The organism is Bacteroides sp. OF03-11BH, assembly GCF_003604005.1.
Lineage (GTDB): Bacteria > Bacteroidota > Bacteroidia > Bacteroidales > Bacteroidaceae > Bacteroides > Bacteroides ovatus.
Map to the genome: position 1 here is coordinate 25,369 of NZ_QTMW01000036.1, position 17,993 is coordinate 43,361.

Below are 17,993 nucleotides of genomic sequence, written 5' to 3' on the forward strand. Positions count from 1 at the left end.
AACTCACTTAAGCAATAAAAAAATGCGTTGGTACATAATCATAATGTTATCAACGCATTTTTTTTTATTCCGCCATTTACGTATCTTTGCACACCAAAAAGCTAAAATAATAAGAATTCAGAATGAAGAATATTCGCAACTTTTGCATTATTGCTCATATTGACCACGGTAAGTCAACGTTGGCCGACCGTCTGTTGGAGTTTACTAACACCATTCAGGTGACTTCAGGGCAGATGCTTGATAATATGGATCTGGAAAAAGAAAGAGGGATCACTATCAAGAGCCATGCGATCCAGATGGAATATACTTATCAGGGGGAGAAGTATGTCCTTAACCTGATTGATACTCCGGGACACGTGGACTTTTCGTATGAGGTGTCACGTTCTATCGCTGCATGTGAAGGGGCATTGCTGATTGTCGATGCTTCGCAGGGAGTGCAGGCGCAGACGATCTCGAATCTGTATATGGCCATTGAACACGACCTTGAGATTATTCCGGTTATCAATAAATGCGATATGGCGAGCGCCAATCCCGAAGAAGTGGAGGACGAAATCGTTGAACTGTTGGGTTGCAAGCGCGAGGAGGTAATTCGTGCATCCGGTAAAACGGGTATGGGAGTGGAAGAGATACTGGCTGCTGTGATTGAACGTATTCCTCATCCCGAAGGGAATGAAGAGGCGCCGTTGCAGGCTTTGATTTTCGACTCTGTATTCAACTCTTTCCGTGGAATTATAGCTTATTTCAAGATTGAAAACGGCACGATTCGCAAGGGCGACAAGGTGAAGTTTTTCAATACGGGAAAAGAGTATGATGCCGATGAAATAGGGGTGTTGAAAATGGATATGGTGCCTCGTAACGAACTTCGTACGGGGGATGTAGGATATATAATTTCCGGTATCAAAACTTCCAAAGAGGTGAAGGTGGGAGATACCATTACACATATTGCCCGTCCGTGTGACAAGGCTATTGCCGGGTTTGAGGAGGTGAAGCCGATGGTGTTTGCCGGAGTGTACCCGATTGAGGCGGAAGATTTTGAAGATCTTCGCGCGTCTTTGGAAAAGTTGCAGCTGAATGATGCGTCGTTGACTTTCCAGCCGGAGTCTTCATTGGCTTTGGGTTTTGGTTTCCGTTGCGGTTTCCTCGGATTGCTCCACATGGAGATTGTGCAGGAGCGTCTGGACCGTGAGTTTGACATGAATGTGATTACTACGGTACCGAACGTGTCCTACCATATATATGATAAGCAGGGCAATATGAAGGAGGTGCACAACCCCGGTGGTATGCCCGACCCGACGATGATTGACCATATCGAGGAACCGTATATCAAAGCATCTATTATTACAACGACTGATTATATCGGTCCTATTATGACGCTTTGTCTGGGTAAGCGTGGTGAATTGATTAAACAGGAATATATCTCCGGTAACCGGGTGGAAATCTATTACAATATGCCTTTGGGAGAAATTGTGATTGACTTTTATGATAAGTTGAAGAGTATTTCTAAAGGGTATGCGTCGTTTGATTATCATCCGAATGGTTTCCGTACTTCGAAGCTGGTGAAGCTGGATATTTTGTTGAACGGTGAGCCTGTGGATGCACTTTCTACTTTGACACATATTGACAATGCTTACGATATGGGACGCCGGATGTGTGAGAAGCTGAAAGAGCTTATTCCGCGCCAGCAGTTTGATATTGCCATTCAGGCAGCTATCGGGGCTAAGATTATTTCCCGTGAAACGATTAAGGCTGTTCGTAAGGATGTGACAGCGAAGTGTTATGGTGGTGACGTGAGCCGTAAACGTAAACTGCTTGAAAAGCAGAAAAAAGGTAAAAAACGAATGAAACAAATCGGTAACGTGGAAGTGCCGCAAAAAGCCTTCCTCGCCGTACTGAAGCTGGATTAAAAATACTGCCGCAAGCAATTTTTCAGAGATCTGTTCTGAACAAATTGACTTGCGGTTAGTTTTTAATACACCAGGTGATTGCCTTCTGTCTGCAGAGCTTTCCTTGGCAATTACTTTTTAGCAACAAACAACTATAAATATGAGAAAAGTTCTGTCTTTTTCGGGCTTCCTGATGTTGGGGCTCGTGGTTTCGCAATTCCTGCCGATGATGGCAGGAGATGGGTATGGAGCTGTTAAATCCATATCGAATGTACTACTCTATGTATGTCTTAGTTTTATAATGATTAATGTAGGCCGTGAGTTCGTCCTTGATAAAACGCGGTGGAAAAGTTACGCTCAAGATTATTTTATAGCCATGGCTACGGCTGCTTTACCGTGGTTTATGATTGCCATTTATTATGTGTTTATTTTGCTTCCGCCCGAGTTTTGGAATAGTTGGGAAGCGTGGAAGGAGAATTTATTGTTAAGCCGTTTTGCTGCACCTACATCAGCCGGTATTCTGTTTACGATGTTGGCGGCTATCGGACTGAAGTCCAGTTGGATTTATAAGAAGATACAGGTATTGGCAATTTTCGATGACTTGGATACGATTCTTTTAATGATTCCTCTTCAGATTATGATGATCGGGCTGCGCTGGCAGTTGATTATTGTGGTGGTGATTGTGTTCTTGTTATTGTCGATCGGCTGGCAAAGATTGAATAAGTATGATTGGCGTCAGGATTGGAAGGCTATCCTCTTTTATTCAGTGATTATATTTCTGGCTACTCAAATACTGTATCTGGGGAGTAAAGAATTGTATGGGGACGAGGGAAGTATTCATATTGAAGTCCTGTTGCCGGCATTTGTTCTGGGTATGATTATGAAACATAAGGAACATGACACACCTGTGGAACGAAAGGTGGCTACCGGGATTTCATTTTTCTTCATGTTCCTGGTGGGAATGAGTATGCCGCATTTTATCGGAGTGAACTTTGCGGAGACTCATGCAGGTTCTTATTCCGTAACGGGATCACAGGAGATGATGTCGTGGGGAATGATTATGTTTCATGTGGTGATTGTCTCTTTATTGTCGAATATAGGAAAGCTTTGTCCGATGTTCTTCTATCGTGATCGGAAATTAAGTGAGCGACTGGCTCTTTCCATCGGTATGTTTACCCGTGGTGAGGTAGGGGCCGGAATCATTTTCATTGCATTGGGATATAACTTGGGTGGCCCGGCATTGGTTATTTCAGTGCTTACTCTGGTATTGAATCTGATTCTGACGGGTATCTTCGTTCTTTGGGTGAAGAATTTGGCTTTGCGGAGTTATGCGGATTGATGTGATATGGAAATGTTGTAGAGCATTTTCTGTTTAGTGTGGAGGTGTGTCGAAACACTTTCTCTAATTTTTTTAGGCACGGATTATACGAATTGCACGGATAAGTTTATTTTCTTTCCGTGTTTATCGTGTAATCCGTGCCTAAATAATATCAGTTAGTAATCTGTCAAATCGTCTTCTATGTCAATAGGTAGAATCTTTTGGCTTTCTTCGTGTGGCAACTGTTCCACTTGCCGCAGTTTGCGTTCGATGGCACGTGTTCGTTTTCCCATGACTTCTTCGAGTTGGTCACCGGCGCTTTGCAAGTTCTTTTGTACTTTTTCAAGTAACCCTCCGAATTTACTGAATTCTGTTTTGACAGCTCCCAATACGGTCCAGACTTCTCCGGTACGTTTTTGGATAGCAAGCGTGCGGAATCCCATCTGAAGACTGTTGAGGATGGCGCCTAATGTTGTCGGACCTGTAACTACAATCTTATACTCCTTTTGGAGTGTTTCGATGAGACTGGTGCGTCGGATTACTTCGGCATATATGCTTTCAAACGGGAGGAACATGATGGCAAAATCTGTGGTAAAAGGCGGGTCCACATACTTATCATGAATGTCTTTTGCCATCTTTTTGATTGTATTTTCCAATTGTTTGCCGGACGATTCCATCAATGCTGCGTCTCCCGCTTCGAATGCATCGTAATATTGTTCGTATACATCTTTCGGAAATTTGGCGTCGATGGGGAGGTAGACGGTGCTGTTGGCGTCATCTTTTCCCGGAAGTTTGATGGCAAATTCTACAAATTCGGTTCCGCTCTTTTGGGTTTTGACATTGGCGTCGTACTGTTCGGGGCTCATCATTTGTTCTAAGAGTGCACCCAGTTGGACTTCGCCGAACGTTCCTCTCATCTTTACGTTGCTCAATACCTTTTTTAGTCCGCCGACATCTTGAGCAAGAGATTTCATTTCTCCCAGTCCTTTTTGCACGTTCTCAAGTTGCGAACGGACGATTTCGAATGATTGGCCGATACGTTCATTCAGGGTTTTCTGGAGCTTTTCTTCCACCATCAGGCGCATATCATCCAGTCGTTTCTCGGTGGATTTCAGTAATGCTTCCTGCTGGCGGGCCATCATGTCAAATTTCTGTCGTTGCAGTTCTCCGGTAGTCATCATATTCTTGTGCAGAACATCTTGGAGCTGTTGCATATTCTGGTTCAGCGTTTGCGTCATTTCCATGCGAAGTTCCCGGATGCTGCGGTTCAGTTCTTCCCGGTTTTCCTGCATTTGCTGGCGCAAGGCTATTTGTAATTGTTCTGCTTGAGTTTGATTGTTGCCTTTGGTTAGTGATAATACAAGTAGGACTATCATTAACACGGCAATAACAATAAGTAGAATCAGTTCCATTAATATGTCAGAATTTCGTTTCCGGTTTCAGTAATCAGAATCATATTTTCCCATTGGGCGGAAGGCAGTCCATCGTCGGTGCAGACGGTCCATCCGTCGGCATCGTCTACAAACACTTCGTAGGTTCCCATATTAATCATGGGTTCGATGGTGAAGGTCATGCCCGGCACGATCATCATGCCTGTGCCCCGGCGTCCGAAATGTTCTACGTCCGGTTCCTCATGGAATTGCATCCCTACGCCATGTCCGCAGAGATCACGGACTACGCTGAATCCGTTCTTTTCTGCATGTTCCTGGATGGCGGCGCCTACATCACCCAGCTGTTTCCAGGGTTGTGCGGCAGCAATTCCTATTTCCATACATTCTTTGGTTACCTGTACTAACTTTTGCATATCAGGGTTGACGTCTCCAATCATAAACATACGGGATGCATCGGAAAAATATCCTTTGTAAATGGTGGAAACATCTACATTGATAATATCTCCGCTTTTCAGAATCTCATTTTTATTGGGTATTCCGTGGCACACTACATCGTTGATGCTGGTGCAAACACTTTTGGGAAAGCCTTCGTAGTTGAGTGGGGCAGGGATGGCACCGTGACTGGTAGTGAAATCATACACTAGCACATCAATTTCTTCGGTGGACATGCCTTCCCGGATATTCTCTGAAATATAGTCCAGCAGTGCAGTATTGATTTTGGCACTTTCCCGGATACCTTCCAGTTGCTCGGGAGTACGGAGTACTTTGCGCGGTGGAAGTTTATAACCTTGCTTTCTGTATTTCTGTATTTTTGCTTCTACTTCTGCCGGATAATTGGAGGGGGTAAACCGGAATCCCTTGATAAAGTTCTTCATTATGATAGCATATTTAATCGTATGACAAAGGTACGAGAATAAATGGAAAATATGCTTTCTTGTTTTCTAAAACTTTTCGATTCCTGATTGTCGGCACGGGTTACCATTCGTATGAAACACTAATTTGAGGTATCCATTCCCATCTTTTGCGGAGGACATTGTATTGGTATTGTACCCCTGTTTTTATTTTCCAGTTTTTATTTATTTTGAGAACAACATTACTACCCAATTGGGTGGGTTCCACTTCGGAAGGGAGGCCCCGGTGTTTTCGGGTATCAAGGTTTTGTACGCCATATATGTTGAGAGACCATTTGGGAGATAAATTATATTCTATTTGGCTTTGGATATGAAAGCAACTGGAATTTTCTGCAAAATTACTTTTACTGTGCAGCACAAGATTCTTGTTTATTCTTAACCAGGAGTAAGTGGGTAAAAAGGTGGAACCCGGTTTTAGGAATGTCTGATAAGTGCGAATGGAAGGTTTCGAAAAAATCATGGAAGATTTTAAAGTCGGTAGTGTGGGATCAAAATCTACAAATGGTTTTCGAGAGTACATGTTTTGCTCTACTTTTTCAATAAACTTTCTATTTATCTTGATCTCCTGACCGGATTCCAGCATTTGCTGAAGTCTCAATGAATCCTGTTTGTTCCATTCTTGTCCTGTTGCGGATAAGGGGAACAATAATAGGCAAAAAATATTGAATTGATATTTTCGAATGTCCATACACTGTGCTAGTAAAGTTTATTGTATGGACGGTGGAAAACAGGAAATGCTGCTCTAAACGATTAGCGACTAATAATAATTTCACATAATATGAGAATACTTTTCTTTTATTTATGATAGTTTTTTAGCCTTGAAAACCGGTTGTATCTTCTGAATCTCCGATTCAAAACCAAACCAGTAACCATGTCCTTCTTCATCGGTGGGAAGGAAACATAATCGTAGATTCTCGCGATATGCTCCGTATTCTATTTCCCAGTTTTCAGGTGGTAGCTGTCTTTTGGTTCTTACTTTTTCTGCCGGAGCTTTTTTTAATGACATACCCGCTTCTATCCATGCAATGCTGACTTGTGTCAGGTAGTCGGGATAATGATTCTTGCAGAAGTCATAGAGGATTAATCCTCTTTTTTCCAGGCTAAGAGGGGTGTCAATCACATCTGTTTGAACTAAATGATCGAGTAACTCATGTATAAAATGAGGGTTTTCGAGAATGAGTATCCGTGTGATGCTTCGCCAAGTTGGGGTATTATAGAAACCGTCTAACAGGCGGGACAAATAATGTGCTGTCTGTAATTCATCTACGGTGATCTCACGAGTTTGAAGAACTTCGTATGGAGGGAGTGGAGAGTACTGTATGCCTAACTCGTCCGCTCTTCTTTTCATTTCGGTGCCCGGAAGTAATTTGAGGGATTCCAGTTGGATTTCTCCTGCGCCATACTCTGCTAAAGTACGGACATCATCGAAAATTTCTGATAGATGGTAGAGTGGGAGCCCTGCTATTAAGTCGGCATGAGTTTCCATGTTTTCAAGGGAACATAGATACTTGAGTCCGGCCAGAGCATCGGAGAGTTTTCCTATTCTCCGGCTTTGTTCAAGCACGTTTTCCCGAAGGCTTTGGATTCCGGCTTCCAGGTGTAGCAGTCCTTTAGGAAGGGTGGCTAATTCCCGTTTGAGTTCATCAGAAAGGAGTGCAGGATGAATTTCCAGATGAAAACAGATATCCGGGTATTCGCGGAATAGATTTAGTAATTCTTTTGCCCGTTTGTTGTTGTAATTGAAAGTGCGGTCCAGTACCCGTACATTCTTGATTCCGTGTTGGTGTATCACGTCAAGACGTTTCCGGGTTGCTTCAAGAGATAGGGTGCGGACCGGTTTTTCACCTCCACTGACACAAAAGGCACAGGTGTTAAAACATCCGCGGGTAGTTTCTAATTGCACAAAGGGTTTGCTCCAATTGAAGAAACGGCTCTCTTCAGGAGGAACTAATTCGGAAAAGTTCATGACACGGGCGAGCCCATTGTCATGGTATGCTTCCGATTCATCCAGATAGCAGAGTCCTGTGATCGATTTCCATTCTTTTCTTGGCTGATTCCATACTTTTAACCATAAAGGAAATACTTCTTCGCCTTCTCCGCGAAACACTCCGCTTACAAATTTGTTCTTATATAAGAAAGCTTCATTATCTCCTAAAAACTCGGGACCTCCGAGTATAACACAGCAGTGAGGTAGTAACGCTTTTGCGCGTGAAACGATGTGCAGGAGTTGCTCGTGATTAAATAGCCAGTTGGTAGCTGCAATGATGTCCGGTTGATGGCGGTAGATTTGATTGACGACACTACCGGTATTTTCATTGATAGTGGCGGAGACCGTACACCATTCAATGTCTGTATTATTTGCTATCTGGGCATGTAAGGCTGGCAATGCCAGCGAAGAATGAGCGTACGAACTATTTAAATCAAGCCAAAGAAGTTTCATGTGGAAAATTTAATATTATCTTTGCAAAGGTACAAAAAACTTGTGGCTTGTGATGTATAGTAAATATAAAATGCTAATTTTGTATTAATAAACGCAATAAACTAGAGAATTATGAAAATGATAAAAAGATATGCAGGTATCTTAATGATGCTGACTTTATTGGTTGGCTTTACTTCGTGTGAGAGTGAAGAAGAGACAGAATTTAATCTGCCTGGCGAGTGGTATACTAATGAAGAAATTGATTTCGGGGCATATACCTGGGGAAGAGGTACGCTCATGACATTTAATGCGAGAAATCAAGGAACGATTGGTTCTGCTGGTGATCCAAATTATCTGGTTTTTGAGTGGAGATGGATTGATGGAGGATATAATTCAATGGAATTATTTTTCTACGGTGACCGCACTTATGCCTATATTTGGGGTGCAGAAGCTACCGGCAGGACATTTAGTGGAACATGGTATAATAATTGGCAGGATTTTAGAGATAGAATAGATGGACAGCCATTTTATATGAGGCGTCAATAAAATAATAATGAAGATTAAAAATAAAGCCAGAGTCGATTATGATTCTGGCTTTATTTTTGAATATGGGAATTTATTTTTTCAGAAACAACTTCTTAAACTCCGCCGGATAAGGCGTCTCGAACTCCATCAAATCTCCCGTTACCGGATGATAGAAACAAAGTTTGAAAGCATGGAGTGCCAGTCGTCCGATAGGGTTGGGAGCATCTTCTCTTCCATATCTTCCATCACCGATAATAGGATGTCCTAAATCTTGCATGTGTACACGAATCTGATTCTTTCGGCCGGTTTCCAGATCGAGTTCCAACAGAGAATATCCGTTGGCACGTTTGATGGTCTTATAGTGGGTAATAGATTTTGATCCACCGTCATCATATTCACTGGAACTTACATAAAGCGTTTTATCAGTCAGCCAGGAAACGACTGTATCATAATCTTTTTCCATACTTCCCTCCACCACAGCTACATATCGACGGTCAGTCACGATATCGTGCCAGTTATCACGTAGTGTCCGCTGTGTTTTTTCGTCTTTAGCAAACATCATCAGGCCGGAAGTGTCCCTGTCCAGGCGATGAACGATAAACACACGGAATTGACGTCCGGAACGTTGCACGTATTCGTTAAGTATTGTATAGGCTGTGCGCTCTTTCTGTCTTTCTGTATTGACTGATAAAAGTCCCTGCATCTTCTCGACAACAATGATATAGGCATCCTCATATACGATTTTCAGCAGTCTGTTATTAAATTCTTTTTTTCCCTTTTGTTTGCTGATTTGCACTTTCATGCCCGCTTCAAGAGGAAAGTTGAATTGTGTGGTTATCACATTATCAACAAATACAACCCGTTTGCTTAACAACGATTTTAATTTCGTACGACTTGCGTCCGGCATCTTGGCAGCCAGGAACTCCATTAGTTCCATGGGTTCTTTCACTGCATAATTGGTATATTGAGCACGTGCTTTTTCAGCAGGAGTTCTTCTAGGTCTTTTTCCCATTTCTTTTTTCTTTTGAAATTCTATTATCATCACGGATTATCGAAGTTCCAGCAACACCACATTTTCTACGTGGTGGGTGTGAGGGAACATATCTACCGGTTGAATGGCTTTCACCTTGTATTTCTCATCGAGTAATTGCAAATCCCGTGCTTGAGTAGCAGGATTACAACTTACATACACAATCCGTTTCGGTCCGGCAAACAAGATGACATCAACTACATCCTGGTGCATACCGGCACGAGGAGGATCAGTAATGATTACATCCGGGCGTCCATGCTGATTGATGAAATCCTGCGTCAGTATATCCTTCATATCACCGGCATAAAACAATGCATTCTTGATATCATTGATTTCTGCATTTACCTTTGCGTCTTCGATAGCTTCCGGCACATATTCGATACCGATTACCTGGCGAGCCTGGCGTGATACGAAGTTGGCGATTGTTCCCGTTCCTGTATAGAGGTCATATACCAGTTCGTTGCCTGTTAATCCGGCAAATTCACGGGCCACTTTATATAAATTATAAGCCTGTTCCGAGTTGGTCTGATAGAATGATTTCGGTCCTACTTTGAAACGCAGTCCCTCCATTTCTTCAAAGATGTGATCTTTCCCTTTAAATACATGCACATCCAAATCATTGATTGTGTCATTGCACTTATTATTAATAATGTATAGAAGAGAAGTGATTTCTGGGAAAGAGTCCGCTACGAATTGGAGTAACTGCTTGAACAGTTCCATTTCGTGATCTTCCGTAATCTTGCAAATGACGATTACCATCAGTTCGCCAGTTGAAGAGGTGCGTACAATCATATTCCGCAGCATACCTTCCTGTGTGCGCAGATTGATGAAAGAGTAATCGTGTTCGTAAGCGTAGTCACGTACAGCGTTGCGGATACGGTTGGATATATCATCCTGTAACCAGCATTTCTCAATAGCCAGCACCTTGTCAAAGGCTCCCGGAATGTGGAAACCCACCGCATTCATCTGGTCATACTTCACATCCTGACGAACTTCTTCGTTTGTCAACCAGCGTTTATTTGAGAAGGTGAATTCCAGTTTGTTCCTGTAGAATTCCGTCTTGTCAGAACCGAGAATCGGAGAAATTTCGGGAAGTTCGATTTTCCCGATACGTCTCAAATTATCTTCCACTTGCTTTTGCTTATATCTGATCTGCTCCGAATAGGGGAGCACTTGCCACTTGCAGCCACCGCATACGCCATAGTGTTGGCAGAAAGGAACAGCGCGATTGGGCGACAGCTCGTGAAACTTCACCGCTTCAGCTTCGGCATATTTATTCTTTTTACGCTTGATTTGCAGGTCTACGACATCACCCGGCACTACATAGGGAACAAAAATCACCAGGTCGTTTACTTTTGCGATGGCTTTTCCTTCGGCAGCCACATCCATGATTGTTACCTTCTCCAATAAGGGAAGCTCTTTTTTCTTTCTTGCCACTTTTACACCAGTCTAATAATTACTTTGCAAAAGTAGGTATTTTTTTTGGAAAAAATTCGGGTATACAGAAATATTCCGGATTGTAATGTCGAAATTGCATTTTGATAGAAAGTTTTTTCGCAAAAAGTTTTCAAGTTTGCGAAATATCCTTAGATTTGCGAACAGAAAAAAATCATAATGTAACTTTAAACACAATATTATGGATAAAAAAAGAGTTTATACCTTTGGTAATGGTCAGGCAGAAGGAAAGGCTGACATGAAGAATTTGCTCGGTGGTAAGGGAGCCAACCTTGCAGAAATGAATTTAATCGGAATTCCTGTCCCTCCCGGATTCACAATAACTACAGATGTTTGTACGGAATACAATACGTTAGGACGTGATAAAGTGGTTGAGCTACTGAAAGATGAAGTGGTAAAAGCGATCACTCACGTGGAAACGTTGATGAAATCTAAATTCGGTGACGTTGAAAATCCTTTGTTGGTGTCTGTACGTTCCGGTGCGCGCGCATCTATGCCGGGTATGATGGATACGATTCTGAACTTGGGATTGAATGACGAAGTGGTAGAAGGTATTATCCGTAAGACAGGTAATGCACGCTTTGCATGGGACTCTTATCGTCGTTTTGTGCAGATGTACGGTGACGTAGTATTGGGCATGAAGCCTACCAATAAAGATGATATCGACCCGTTCGAAGCAATCATTGAAGAGGTGAAGAAAGCGAAAGGGGTAGAACTGGATAACGAGTTGAAAGTGGAAGACTTGCAGGAACTCGTAAAGAAATTTAAAGCTGCCGTAAAGGAACAGACCGGAAAAGATTTCCCGACTGGTGCATACGAACAACTTTGGGGAGCTATATGTGCCGTATTTGATTCATGGATGAATGAACGCGCTATCCTTTACCGTAAGATGGAAAGTATACCTGATGAATGGGGTACAGCTGTCAATGTACAGGCTATGGTGTTCGGTAATATGGGTGAAACTTCGGCTACTGGTGTTTGTTTCTCACGTGATGCCGGTACGGGTGAAGACCTTTTCAATGGTGAATATCTGATTAACGCACAAGGTGAAGATGTAGTGGCCGGTATCCGTACTCCGCAACAGATCACCAAGATTGGTTCTCAACGTTGGGCTGTATTGGCTGGTGTGACCGAAGATGTTCGCGCAGCAAAGTTCCCTTCCATGGAAGAGGCAATGCCGGAAATCTATAAAGAATTAGATGCTCTCCAGACTAAACTGGAAAATCATTATAAAGATATGCAGGACATGGAGTTCACCGTACAAGAAGGTAAACTCTGGTTCCTTCAGACACGTAACGGTAAGCGTACAGGTGCTGCCATGGTGAAGATCGCTATGGATTTGCTCCGTCAGGGCATGATTGACGAAAAGACTGCTTTGATGCGCGTGGAACCGAATAAACTCGATGAATTGCTTCACCCTGTATTCGATAAGGATGCTTTGAAGAAAGCCAAAGTGTTGACTCGTGGTCTTCCGGCTTCTCCGGGTGCTGCAACCGGTCAGGTGGTGTTCTTTGCTGACGACGCTGCTGAATGGCATGCTGCCGGTAAACGTGTGGTAATGGTTCGTATCGAAACTTCTCCGGAAGACTTGGCCGGTATGGCAGTTGCCGAAGGTATTCTTACGGCTCGTGGCGGTATGACTTCTCATGCTGCTGTTGTGGCTCGTGGTATGGGTAAATGTTGTGTATCGGGTGCAGGTGCATTGAATATCGATTATAAAAACCGTACCGTAGAAATTGACGGTGTTGTGTTGAAAGAAGGCGATTATATCTCTCTGAACGGAAGTACAGGTGTAGTTTATAATGGTAAGGTAGAAACACAGGCTGCAGAACTTTCCGGTGACTTTGCCGAATTAATGACGCTGGCTGATAAGTATACTCGTCTGCAGGTACGTACGAATGCGGATACTCCTCATGATGCGGAAGTGGCTCGTAACTTCGGTGCGGTAGGTATTGGGCTTTGCCGTACGGAACACATGTTCTTCGAAGGTGAAAAGATCAAGGCAATGCGTGAAATGATTTTGGCGGAAAATGCGGAAGGACGTCGTAAAGCATTGGCTAAGATTCTTCCATATCAACAAGAAGACTTTAAGGGTATCTTTAAAGCAATGGCTGGTTGTCCGGTAACGGTTCGTTTGCTCGATCCTCCTTTGCATGAGTTCGTTCCTCACGATTTGAAGGGACAGCAGGAAATGGCAGATACTATGGGTGTGAGCCTGCAATATATCCAGCAACGTGTAGAATCATTGTGTGAGCATAACCCGATGTTGGGTCACCGTGGTTGCCGTCTGGGAAATACTTATCCTGAAATTACACAGATGCAGACACGTGCCATCTTGGGTGCTGCACTCGAATTGAAGAAAGAAGGAGTGGAAACTCATCCGGAAATCATGGTTCCATTAACTGGTATCTTGTATGAATTCAAGGAGCAGGAAAATGTAATCCGTGCGGAAGCTAAGAAGTTGTTTGAGGAAGTAGGAGATAGCATTGACTTCAAAGTGGGTACAATGATCGAAATTCCGCGTGCCGCTTTGACTGCCGACCGTATCGCTTCTTCTGCCGAGTTCTTCTCATTCGGTACAAATGACTTAACGCAGATGACCTTCGGTTATTCTCGTGATGATATAGCTTCTTTCCTTCCTGTTTATCTGGAAAAGAAGATTTTGAAAGTAGACCCGTTCCAGGTTCTCGATCAGAATGGTGTGGGACAGTTGGTACGTATGGCTACAGAAAAAGGCCGTGCTATCCGTCCGGATCTGAAATGTGGTATTTGTGGTGAACATGGTGGTGAGCCTTCTTCAGTGAAGTTCTGTCACCGGGTAGGTTTGAACTACGTTAGTTGTTCTCCATTCAGAGTGCCGATTGCCAGATTGGCGGCGGCGCAAGCAGCAATAGAAGGATAGTCAAATACGCTGGTTAGGTACTTAACTATCTGATAAATAGACTGTAAATACTTGTGAAAGTATTTGCAGTCTATTTTATTTTATGCCTGTTGGGTATTGATGTCCGTTTACCACCCAATATTTATTTGGTATTTATTATAAAAAACTAACTAAATGTTTGTTTAATCATAAAAACAGCTTTACATTTGCACCCCAGAAATCGACCGAATTGGGGTCTAACGTTTAATTTAAAAAAACAAAGAAAATGAAAAAGGGTTTATTATTGGTAGTTGTAATGTTAGCAACTATCGCTGTAAAAGCACAAGACATTTACGTAGGCGGATCTTTGAACGTTTGGCGTAACAGCACAGGCAACACTACTTCTTTTAAAGTTGCTCCGGAAGTTGGATACAACTTTAATGAAACATGGGCATTGGGTGCTGAATTGGATTATTCACATAATTATAATGGTGGACTAACAAAAAATTCAGTAATTGTTGCTCCATACATTCGTTGGTCTTACTGTGAAACCGGTGCGGTTCGCCTGTTTCTGGACGGAACTGCTGCTCTCGGCTTCGTGAAGGTTAAAGACGGAGACACTACTAAAGCCGGACAAGTGGGACTTAGACCGGGTATTGCTGTTAAATTGAACGATCACTTCTCTTTCATTGCCAAGTATGGTTTCCTGGGATATCGTAGAAATATAAATACGCTTGGAGATTCTTTTGGTCTTGAACTTACTAGTGAAGATCTTTCAATTGGTTTCCATTACGCATTCTAATAAGAAGAAAACAAATCAACAAATTAGGAAAGGGAGTTCTCAAAAATAGGGAATTCCCTTTTTTTATGTATAATCTCTATAAATTGCGCACTTGTTAACGAAAAAGTTGTTTAATACAAATTACAATTATACATTTGTATTGTTAAACAATGAGGTCAATAAAAACCTTTAGTATTAATTTAAAACTTTAAAATTATGAAGAAGAGTGTTTTGTTTGTTTTATTTGCACTGATTTCAGTGGCAGGTTTCTCTCAAATTACAGGTTGGAATGCCAAAGTAGGTATGAACTTTAGTAATTACACCGGTGATCTTGATCTGAATGCAAAGGTTGGATTCAAACTTGGTGGAGGTTTTGAATATGCTTTTACTGATACATGGTCACTGCAACCTTCATTATTCTTAACTAGTAAAGGTGCAAAGAAAGATGGCAATAGCATTAATGCAATGTATTTGGAATTGCCAGTAATGGCTGCTGCACGTTTCAATGTAGCAGATAATACTAATCTGGTGGTGAATGCAGGTCCTTATTTTGCTTGTGGTATTGCCGGTAAAACAAAGTTTGACTTAGGTAATGACACAGAACGTAAAGTCGACACTTTTGGTGATGATGCTTTGAAGCGTTTTGATGCAGGTCTTGGTGTAGGAGTTGCATTGGAATTTGGTAGAATCATTGCAGGCTTGGATGGTCAATTTGGTCTGGTTGATGTGGAAAAAGTTGGTAATCCTAAAAACATGAACTTCTCTATTATCGTGGGATATAAGTTCTGATAAGAAAACACCGAAAATACAGAAAGCCGTTGCGGAAGACAATTCGCGGCGGCTTTTTTATTTTATGATTGAGAAAGTCATTTCCTTTATTGGATATACAATAGGAATGTACAGTCAGTTTACTATCGGCTTTTTATTAATCTGATAGCTTTTTCAACTTTTTAAAGTGCTCGATTACGGCTAAATAGTTCTGATCCTGACAGGCGTCGAATTTGTTCCAAAGATCTCCTAATACGACAGCTCCTCCGAAACCGAAATCTTTAATCTCCAGCAAATTATCTTCATTGATACCTCCCAATGCCATCACTTTCGAATCGATAATTTTGGCTCTTTGTGCTTCACGCAATTCTTCGGCAGTATATGTTGAATAGTAATTCACTTTAGAGATACTATCATAAATAGGACTCATAAAAACATAGTCGTAAAAATGCTTTCTGTTTTTTACCTCCTCCACTGAATGGCACGAACAGCTGATGTGACCATAATAATCATGCGGCTCTTTGGGATTACGTGCATTCAGGTGGATACCCATCAGATTAAATTCTTCTTTCAAATAGAAATGTTCATGCGTGACGATACGGCGGTGATATTTATCCGGAATAAGTGTCAATAGCCGTTCCGAATACATAGCCGGAGTTTCCGGCTTCCTAAGATGTAGGACATCCAGCCCCTCTTCGAAAAGAGCGGTAATAATCTTATCTTCTTCGACGAAGAAGGTAGGGGTGGTAACTACAATTAGTTTCATTTCTTTTGTTAAAATTGGATTGCTTAGCAAAGTTACTAATTAACTATGTCAGAAACCAACCTTTATAGTGAAAATTTGTTAGATTGCCATGTCCGCAGGTCGATTGTCCATAGTTCGCCGGCTAAAACATCTCCAAAATCACAGATTATTTTCAGCACTTCCGTAGCTTCAACGCTTCCTACAATAGCAGGAGTAACTCCCATCACACCTTTGGGCGGAGGAGGCATTCGTTGCATTTCTTCTTCATCAGGATAAAGATCCCGGTAGTTCTTTTTCTGGTTTCCATAGTTGAATACAGAAACCTGTCCTTCAAAGCCGCAGATAGCACCATATACGTAAGGCTTTTTCTGCTCTATGCAGATATCGTTAATCAGGTAACGGGTGGCAAAGTTGTCACAGCCGTCGACTACTATATCATATTCCTGAATGATATGATAAGCATTTTCTTTTGTCAACCTGGTAGAGTAGGGATGTATTCTGATCTCGCTGTTGAGAGCGGAGAGCCGTTCCGCTGCACAGATAGCTTTCGGTTTACCCAATTCTTTTTCGGAATAGAGAACTTGTCGTTGCAGGTTAGTGATGCTTACCAAATCGTCATCTACCAGTCCGAGACATCCCACACCGGCGCCTGCCAGGTAGAGAGCGATGGGAGAGCCTAGCCCTCCCACACCTACAATAAGCACTTTGGCTTCCTGCAGTTTCTTCTGACCTTCTTCTCCGATTTCGGGAAGTATGATTTGTCTATCGTATCGCATCTGCCTATCTTTTAAAATCAAAAGACTGATCCCAATCTTTCCAAACTGGTTCGCGACCTAGTTTCTTCAAGTCACGTTCCACTTCAACCGCCTTTCGCTCATCACTTACGTGAAATTGTTCCAGGGTTTGAGGATAACTGTAATATCCTCCCGGTTCAGTTTTACTCTCCGCACTCATGGTTGTAATACCGAGCGTTGCCATGTGATTTCGGATTTCTGCACTTTCACGGGTGGAATAGGAGATATCTACGTCGTGGTCGAAGATTCGCATCGCGAATGTAAGTTGAGCCAGTTCCCGGTCGTTCATGACTACATTCGGTTGGAATCCGCCATTTTCAGACGGACGCATACGCGGGAAATTTACGCTGTATTTTGTTTTCCAATAATGCTTCTGCAGATAACGCAGATGATAAGCCATCATCGTTACGTCTGTCCGCCATTCTTCCAGACCGATCAGGACACCCATGCCAATCTTATGTACACCTGCCTGTCCCATACGGTCGAAGCCGTCTACACGCCATTCGAATTTAGACTTCATGCCTCTCGGATGATATGTCTTGTAATTTGCTTTATGGTAAGTCTCTTGAAAACAGATCACTCCATTCAGACCATGATTAGTCAGTTCCTGATATTCTTCTGCTTTAAGGGGCATTACTTCAATTTGCAGGTTGCTGAAATAAGGTTTTGCCAAATCCAGCGCCCGGGCAATGTAGGGAACACCTGCTGCGGCAGGGTTTTCACCGGTTACGAGCAGTAGATTTTCAAAAGGAGCCAGTCGTTTGATGGCTTTGTATTCGTTGACAATCTCTTCCTCTGTCAGTATCGTTCTCTTCATCGGATTGCTGATGTGGAAACCGCAATAGACGCAGGAGTTGGTACATGAATTAGTCAGGTAGAGCGGTACGAACATGGAGATAGTCTTACCGAACCGTTCCATCGTATATTTCTGACTAAGGCGTGCCATCACTTCCAGATAAGGAGTGGCGGCAGGTGAAATCAGCGCCATAAAGTCGTTGACATCCAGATGCTCTTTTTTACCCAATGCACGGCGTACGTCGGCATCTGTTTTGGAATAGATGGCTTTTGTCGTCTCTTCCCAGGATATTTTTTCTAATTCGTCGGAGAACATTC

15 protein-coding genes are annotated in these 17,993 nt (G+C 42.5%); 6 read left to right on the forward strand and 9 right to left on the reverse strand.

Translation table 11 applies throughout. The annotated features are described in order from the left end of the window. Positions 1-122 precede the first annotated feature (122 nt). Together lepA and DXA54_RS20575 are read left to right on the forward strand one after the other, a co-directional pair. Positions 123-1,904 (forward strand): translation elongation factor 4, encoded by a 1,782-nt coding sequence (gene lepA, locus DXA54_RS20570; RefSeq protein WP_004325757.1) that lies wholly within the window; start codon positions 123-125, stop codon positions 1,902-1,904. A gap of 139 nt (positions 1,905-2,043) precedes the next feature. Continuing rightward, entirely contained in the window at positions 2,044-3,222 is a 1,179-nt protein-coding gene (locus tag DXA54_RS20575; protein ID WP_004317960.1) for a hypothetical protein, read from the forward strand. A 155-nt stretch (positions 3,223-3,377) separates the two neighbouring features. Here the strand turns inward: DXA54_RS20575 and DXA54_RS20580 are convergent, their stop codons facing one another. From DXA54_RS20580 to DXA54_RS20595, 4 genes are all read right to left on the reverse strand, one after another. Then, complete coding sequence (locus tag DXA54_RS20580) at positions 3,378-4,613, reverse strand: DNA recombination protein RmuC (RefSeq protein ID WP_120080557.1); 1,236 nt, start codon at positions 4,611-4,613, stop codon at positions 3,378-3,380. Further along, positions 4,613-5,467, reverse strand: a complete 855-nt coding sequence (gene map, locus DXA54_RS20585) for a type I methionyl aminopeptidase (RefSeq protein ID WP_004295607.1) — start codon at positions 5,465-5,467, stop codon at positions 4,613-4,615. Before map ends, DXA54_RS20580 begins: the two co-directional genes overlap by 1 nt. A gap of 100 nt (positions 5,468-5,567) precedes the next feature. Beyond that, positions 5,568-6,191, reverse strand: a complete 624-nt coding sequence (locus tag DXA54_RS20590; RefSeq protein ID WP_004295608.1) for a DUF4858 domain-containing protein — start codon at positions 6,189-6,191, stop codon at positions 5,568-5,570. Positions 6,192-6,302: 111 nt separating this feature from the next. Continuing rightward, positions 6,303-7,943 carry a B12-binding domain-containing radical SAM protein gene (locus DXA54_RS20595; RefSeq protein ID WP_120080559.1) on the reverse strand — a complete coding sequence of 547 codons (1,641 nt, stop codon included), beginning with the start codon at positions 7,941-7,943 and terminating at the stop codon, positions 6,303-6,305. A gap of 111 nt (positions 7,944-8,054) precedes the next feature. Between DXA54_RS20595 and DXA54_RS20600 the strand changes: the two genes are divergently transcribed. Then, complete coding sequence (locus DXA54_RS20600) at positions 8,055-8,468, forward strand: hypothetical protein (RefSeq protein WP_004295611.1); 414 nt, start codon at positions 8,055-8,057, stop codon at positions 8,466-8,468. 70 nt (positions 8,469-8,538) lie between these two features. On the opposite strand, the gene DXA54_RS20605 is transcribed toward DXA54_RS20600, so the two are convergent. Both DXA54_RS20605 and rlmD read right to left on the reverse strand, forming a co-directional pair. Then, positions 8,539-9,459, reverse strand: coding sequence for an RluA family pseudouridine synthase (locus DXA54_RS20605; RefSeq protein WP_004303559.1), 921 nt, complete (start codon positions 9,457-9,459; stop codon positions 8,539-8,541). 36 nt (positions 9,460-9,495) lie between these two features. After that, on the reverse strand, positions 9,496-10,866 hold the full coding sequence (rlmD, locus tag DXA54_RS20610) for a 23S rRNA (uracil(1939)-C(5))-methyltransferase RlmD (RefSeq protein ID WP_256372853.1): 1,371 nt from the start codon (positions 10,864-10,866) through the stop codon (positions 9,496-9,498). A 247-nt stretch (positions 10,867-11,113) separates the two neighbouring features. Here rlmD and ppdK point away from each other — a divergent pair, with 247 nt between their 5' ends. From ppdK to DXA54_RS20630, 3 genes are all read left to right on the forward strand, one after another. After that, positions 11,114-13,834, forward strand: coding sequence for a pyruvate, phosphate dikinase (ppdK, locus tag DXA54_RS20620; RefSeq protein WP_004317964.1), 2,721 nt, complete (start codon positions 11,114-11,116; stop codon positions 13,832-13,834). A gap of 244 nt (positions 13,835-14,078) precedes the next feature. Next, positions 14,079-14,594, forward strand: a complete 516-nt coding sequence (locus DXA54_RS20625; protein WP_004295700.1) for an outer membrane beta-barrel protein — start codon at positions 14,079-14,081, stop codon at positions 14,592-14,594. A gap of 195 nt (positions 14,595-14,789) precedes the next feature. Beyond that, a complete protein-coding gene (locus DXA54_RS20630) occupies positions 14,790-15,362 on the forward strand; it encodes a porin family protein (RefSeq protein ID WP_004295701.1) in 573 nt (190 codons plus the stop codon). A 136-nt stretch (positions 15,363-15,498) separates the two neighbouring features. On the opposite strand, the gene DXA54_RS20635 is transcribed toward DXA54_RS20630, so the two are convergent. The 3 genes from DXA54_RS20635 to thiH form a co-directional block, all read right to left on the reverse strand. Then, positions 15,499-16,107 carry a thiamine phosphate synthase gene (locus tag DXA54_RS20635; protein WP_004295702.1) on the reverse strand — a complete coding sequence of 203 codons (609 nt, stop codon included), beginning with the start codon at positions 16,105-16,107 and terminating at the stop codon, positions 15,499-15,501. Between the two features lie 62 nt (positions 16,108-16,169). Continuing rightward, a complete protein-coding gene (locus DXA54_RS20640) occupies positions 16,170-16,862 on the reverse strand; it encodes a HesA/MoeB/ThiF family protein (RefSeq protein WP_004303541.1) in 693 nt (230 codons plus the stop codon). Positions 16,863-16,866: 4 nt separating this feature from the next. After that, positions 16,867-17,991, reverse strand: coding sequence for a 2-iminoacetate synthase ThiH (gene thiH / locus DXA54_RS20645; protein WP_120080561.1), 1,125 nt, complete (start codon positions 17,989-17,991; stop codon positions 16,867-16,869). Positions 17,992-17,993 lie beyond the last annotated feature (2 nt).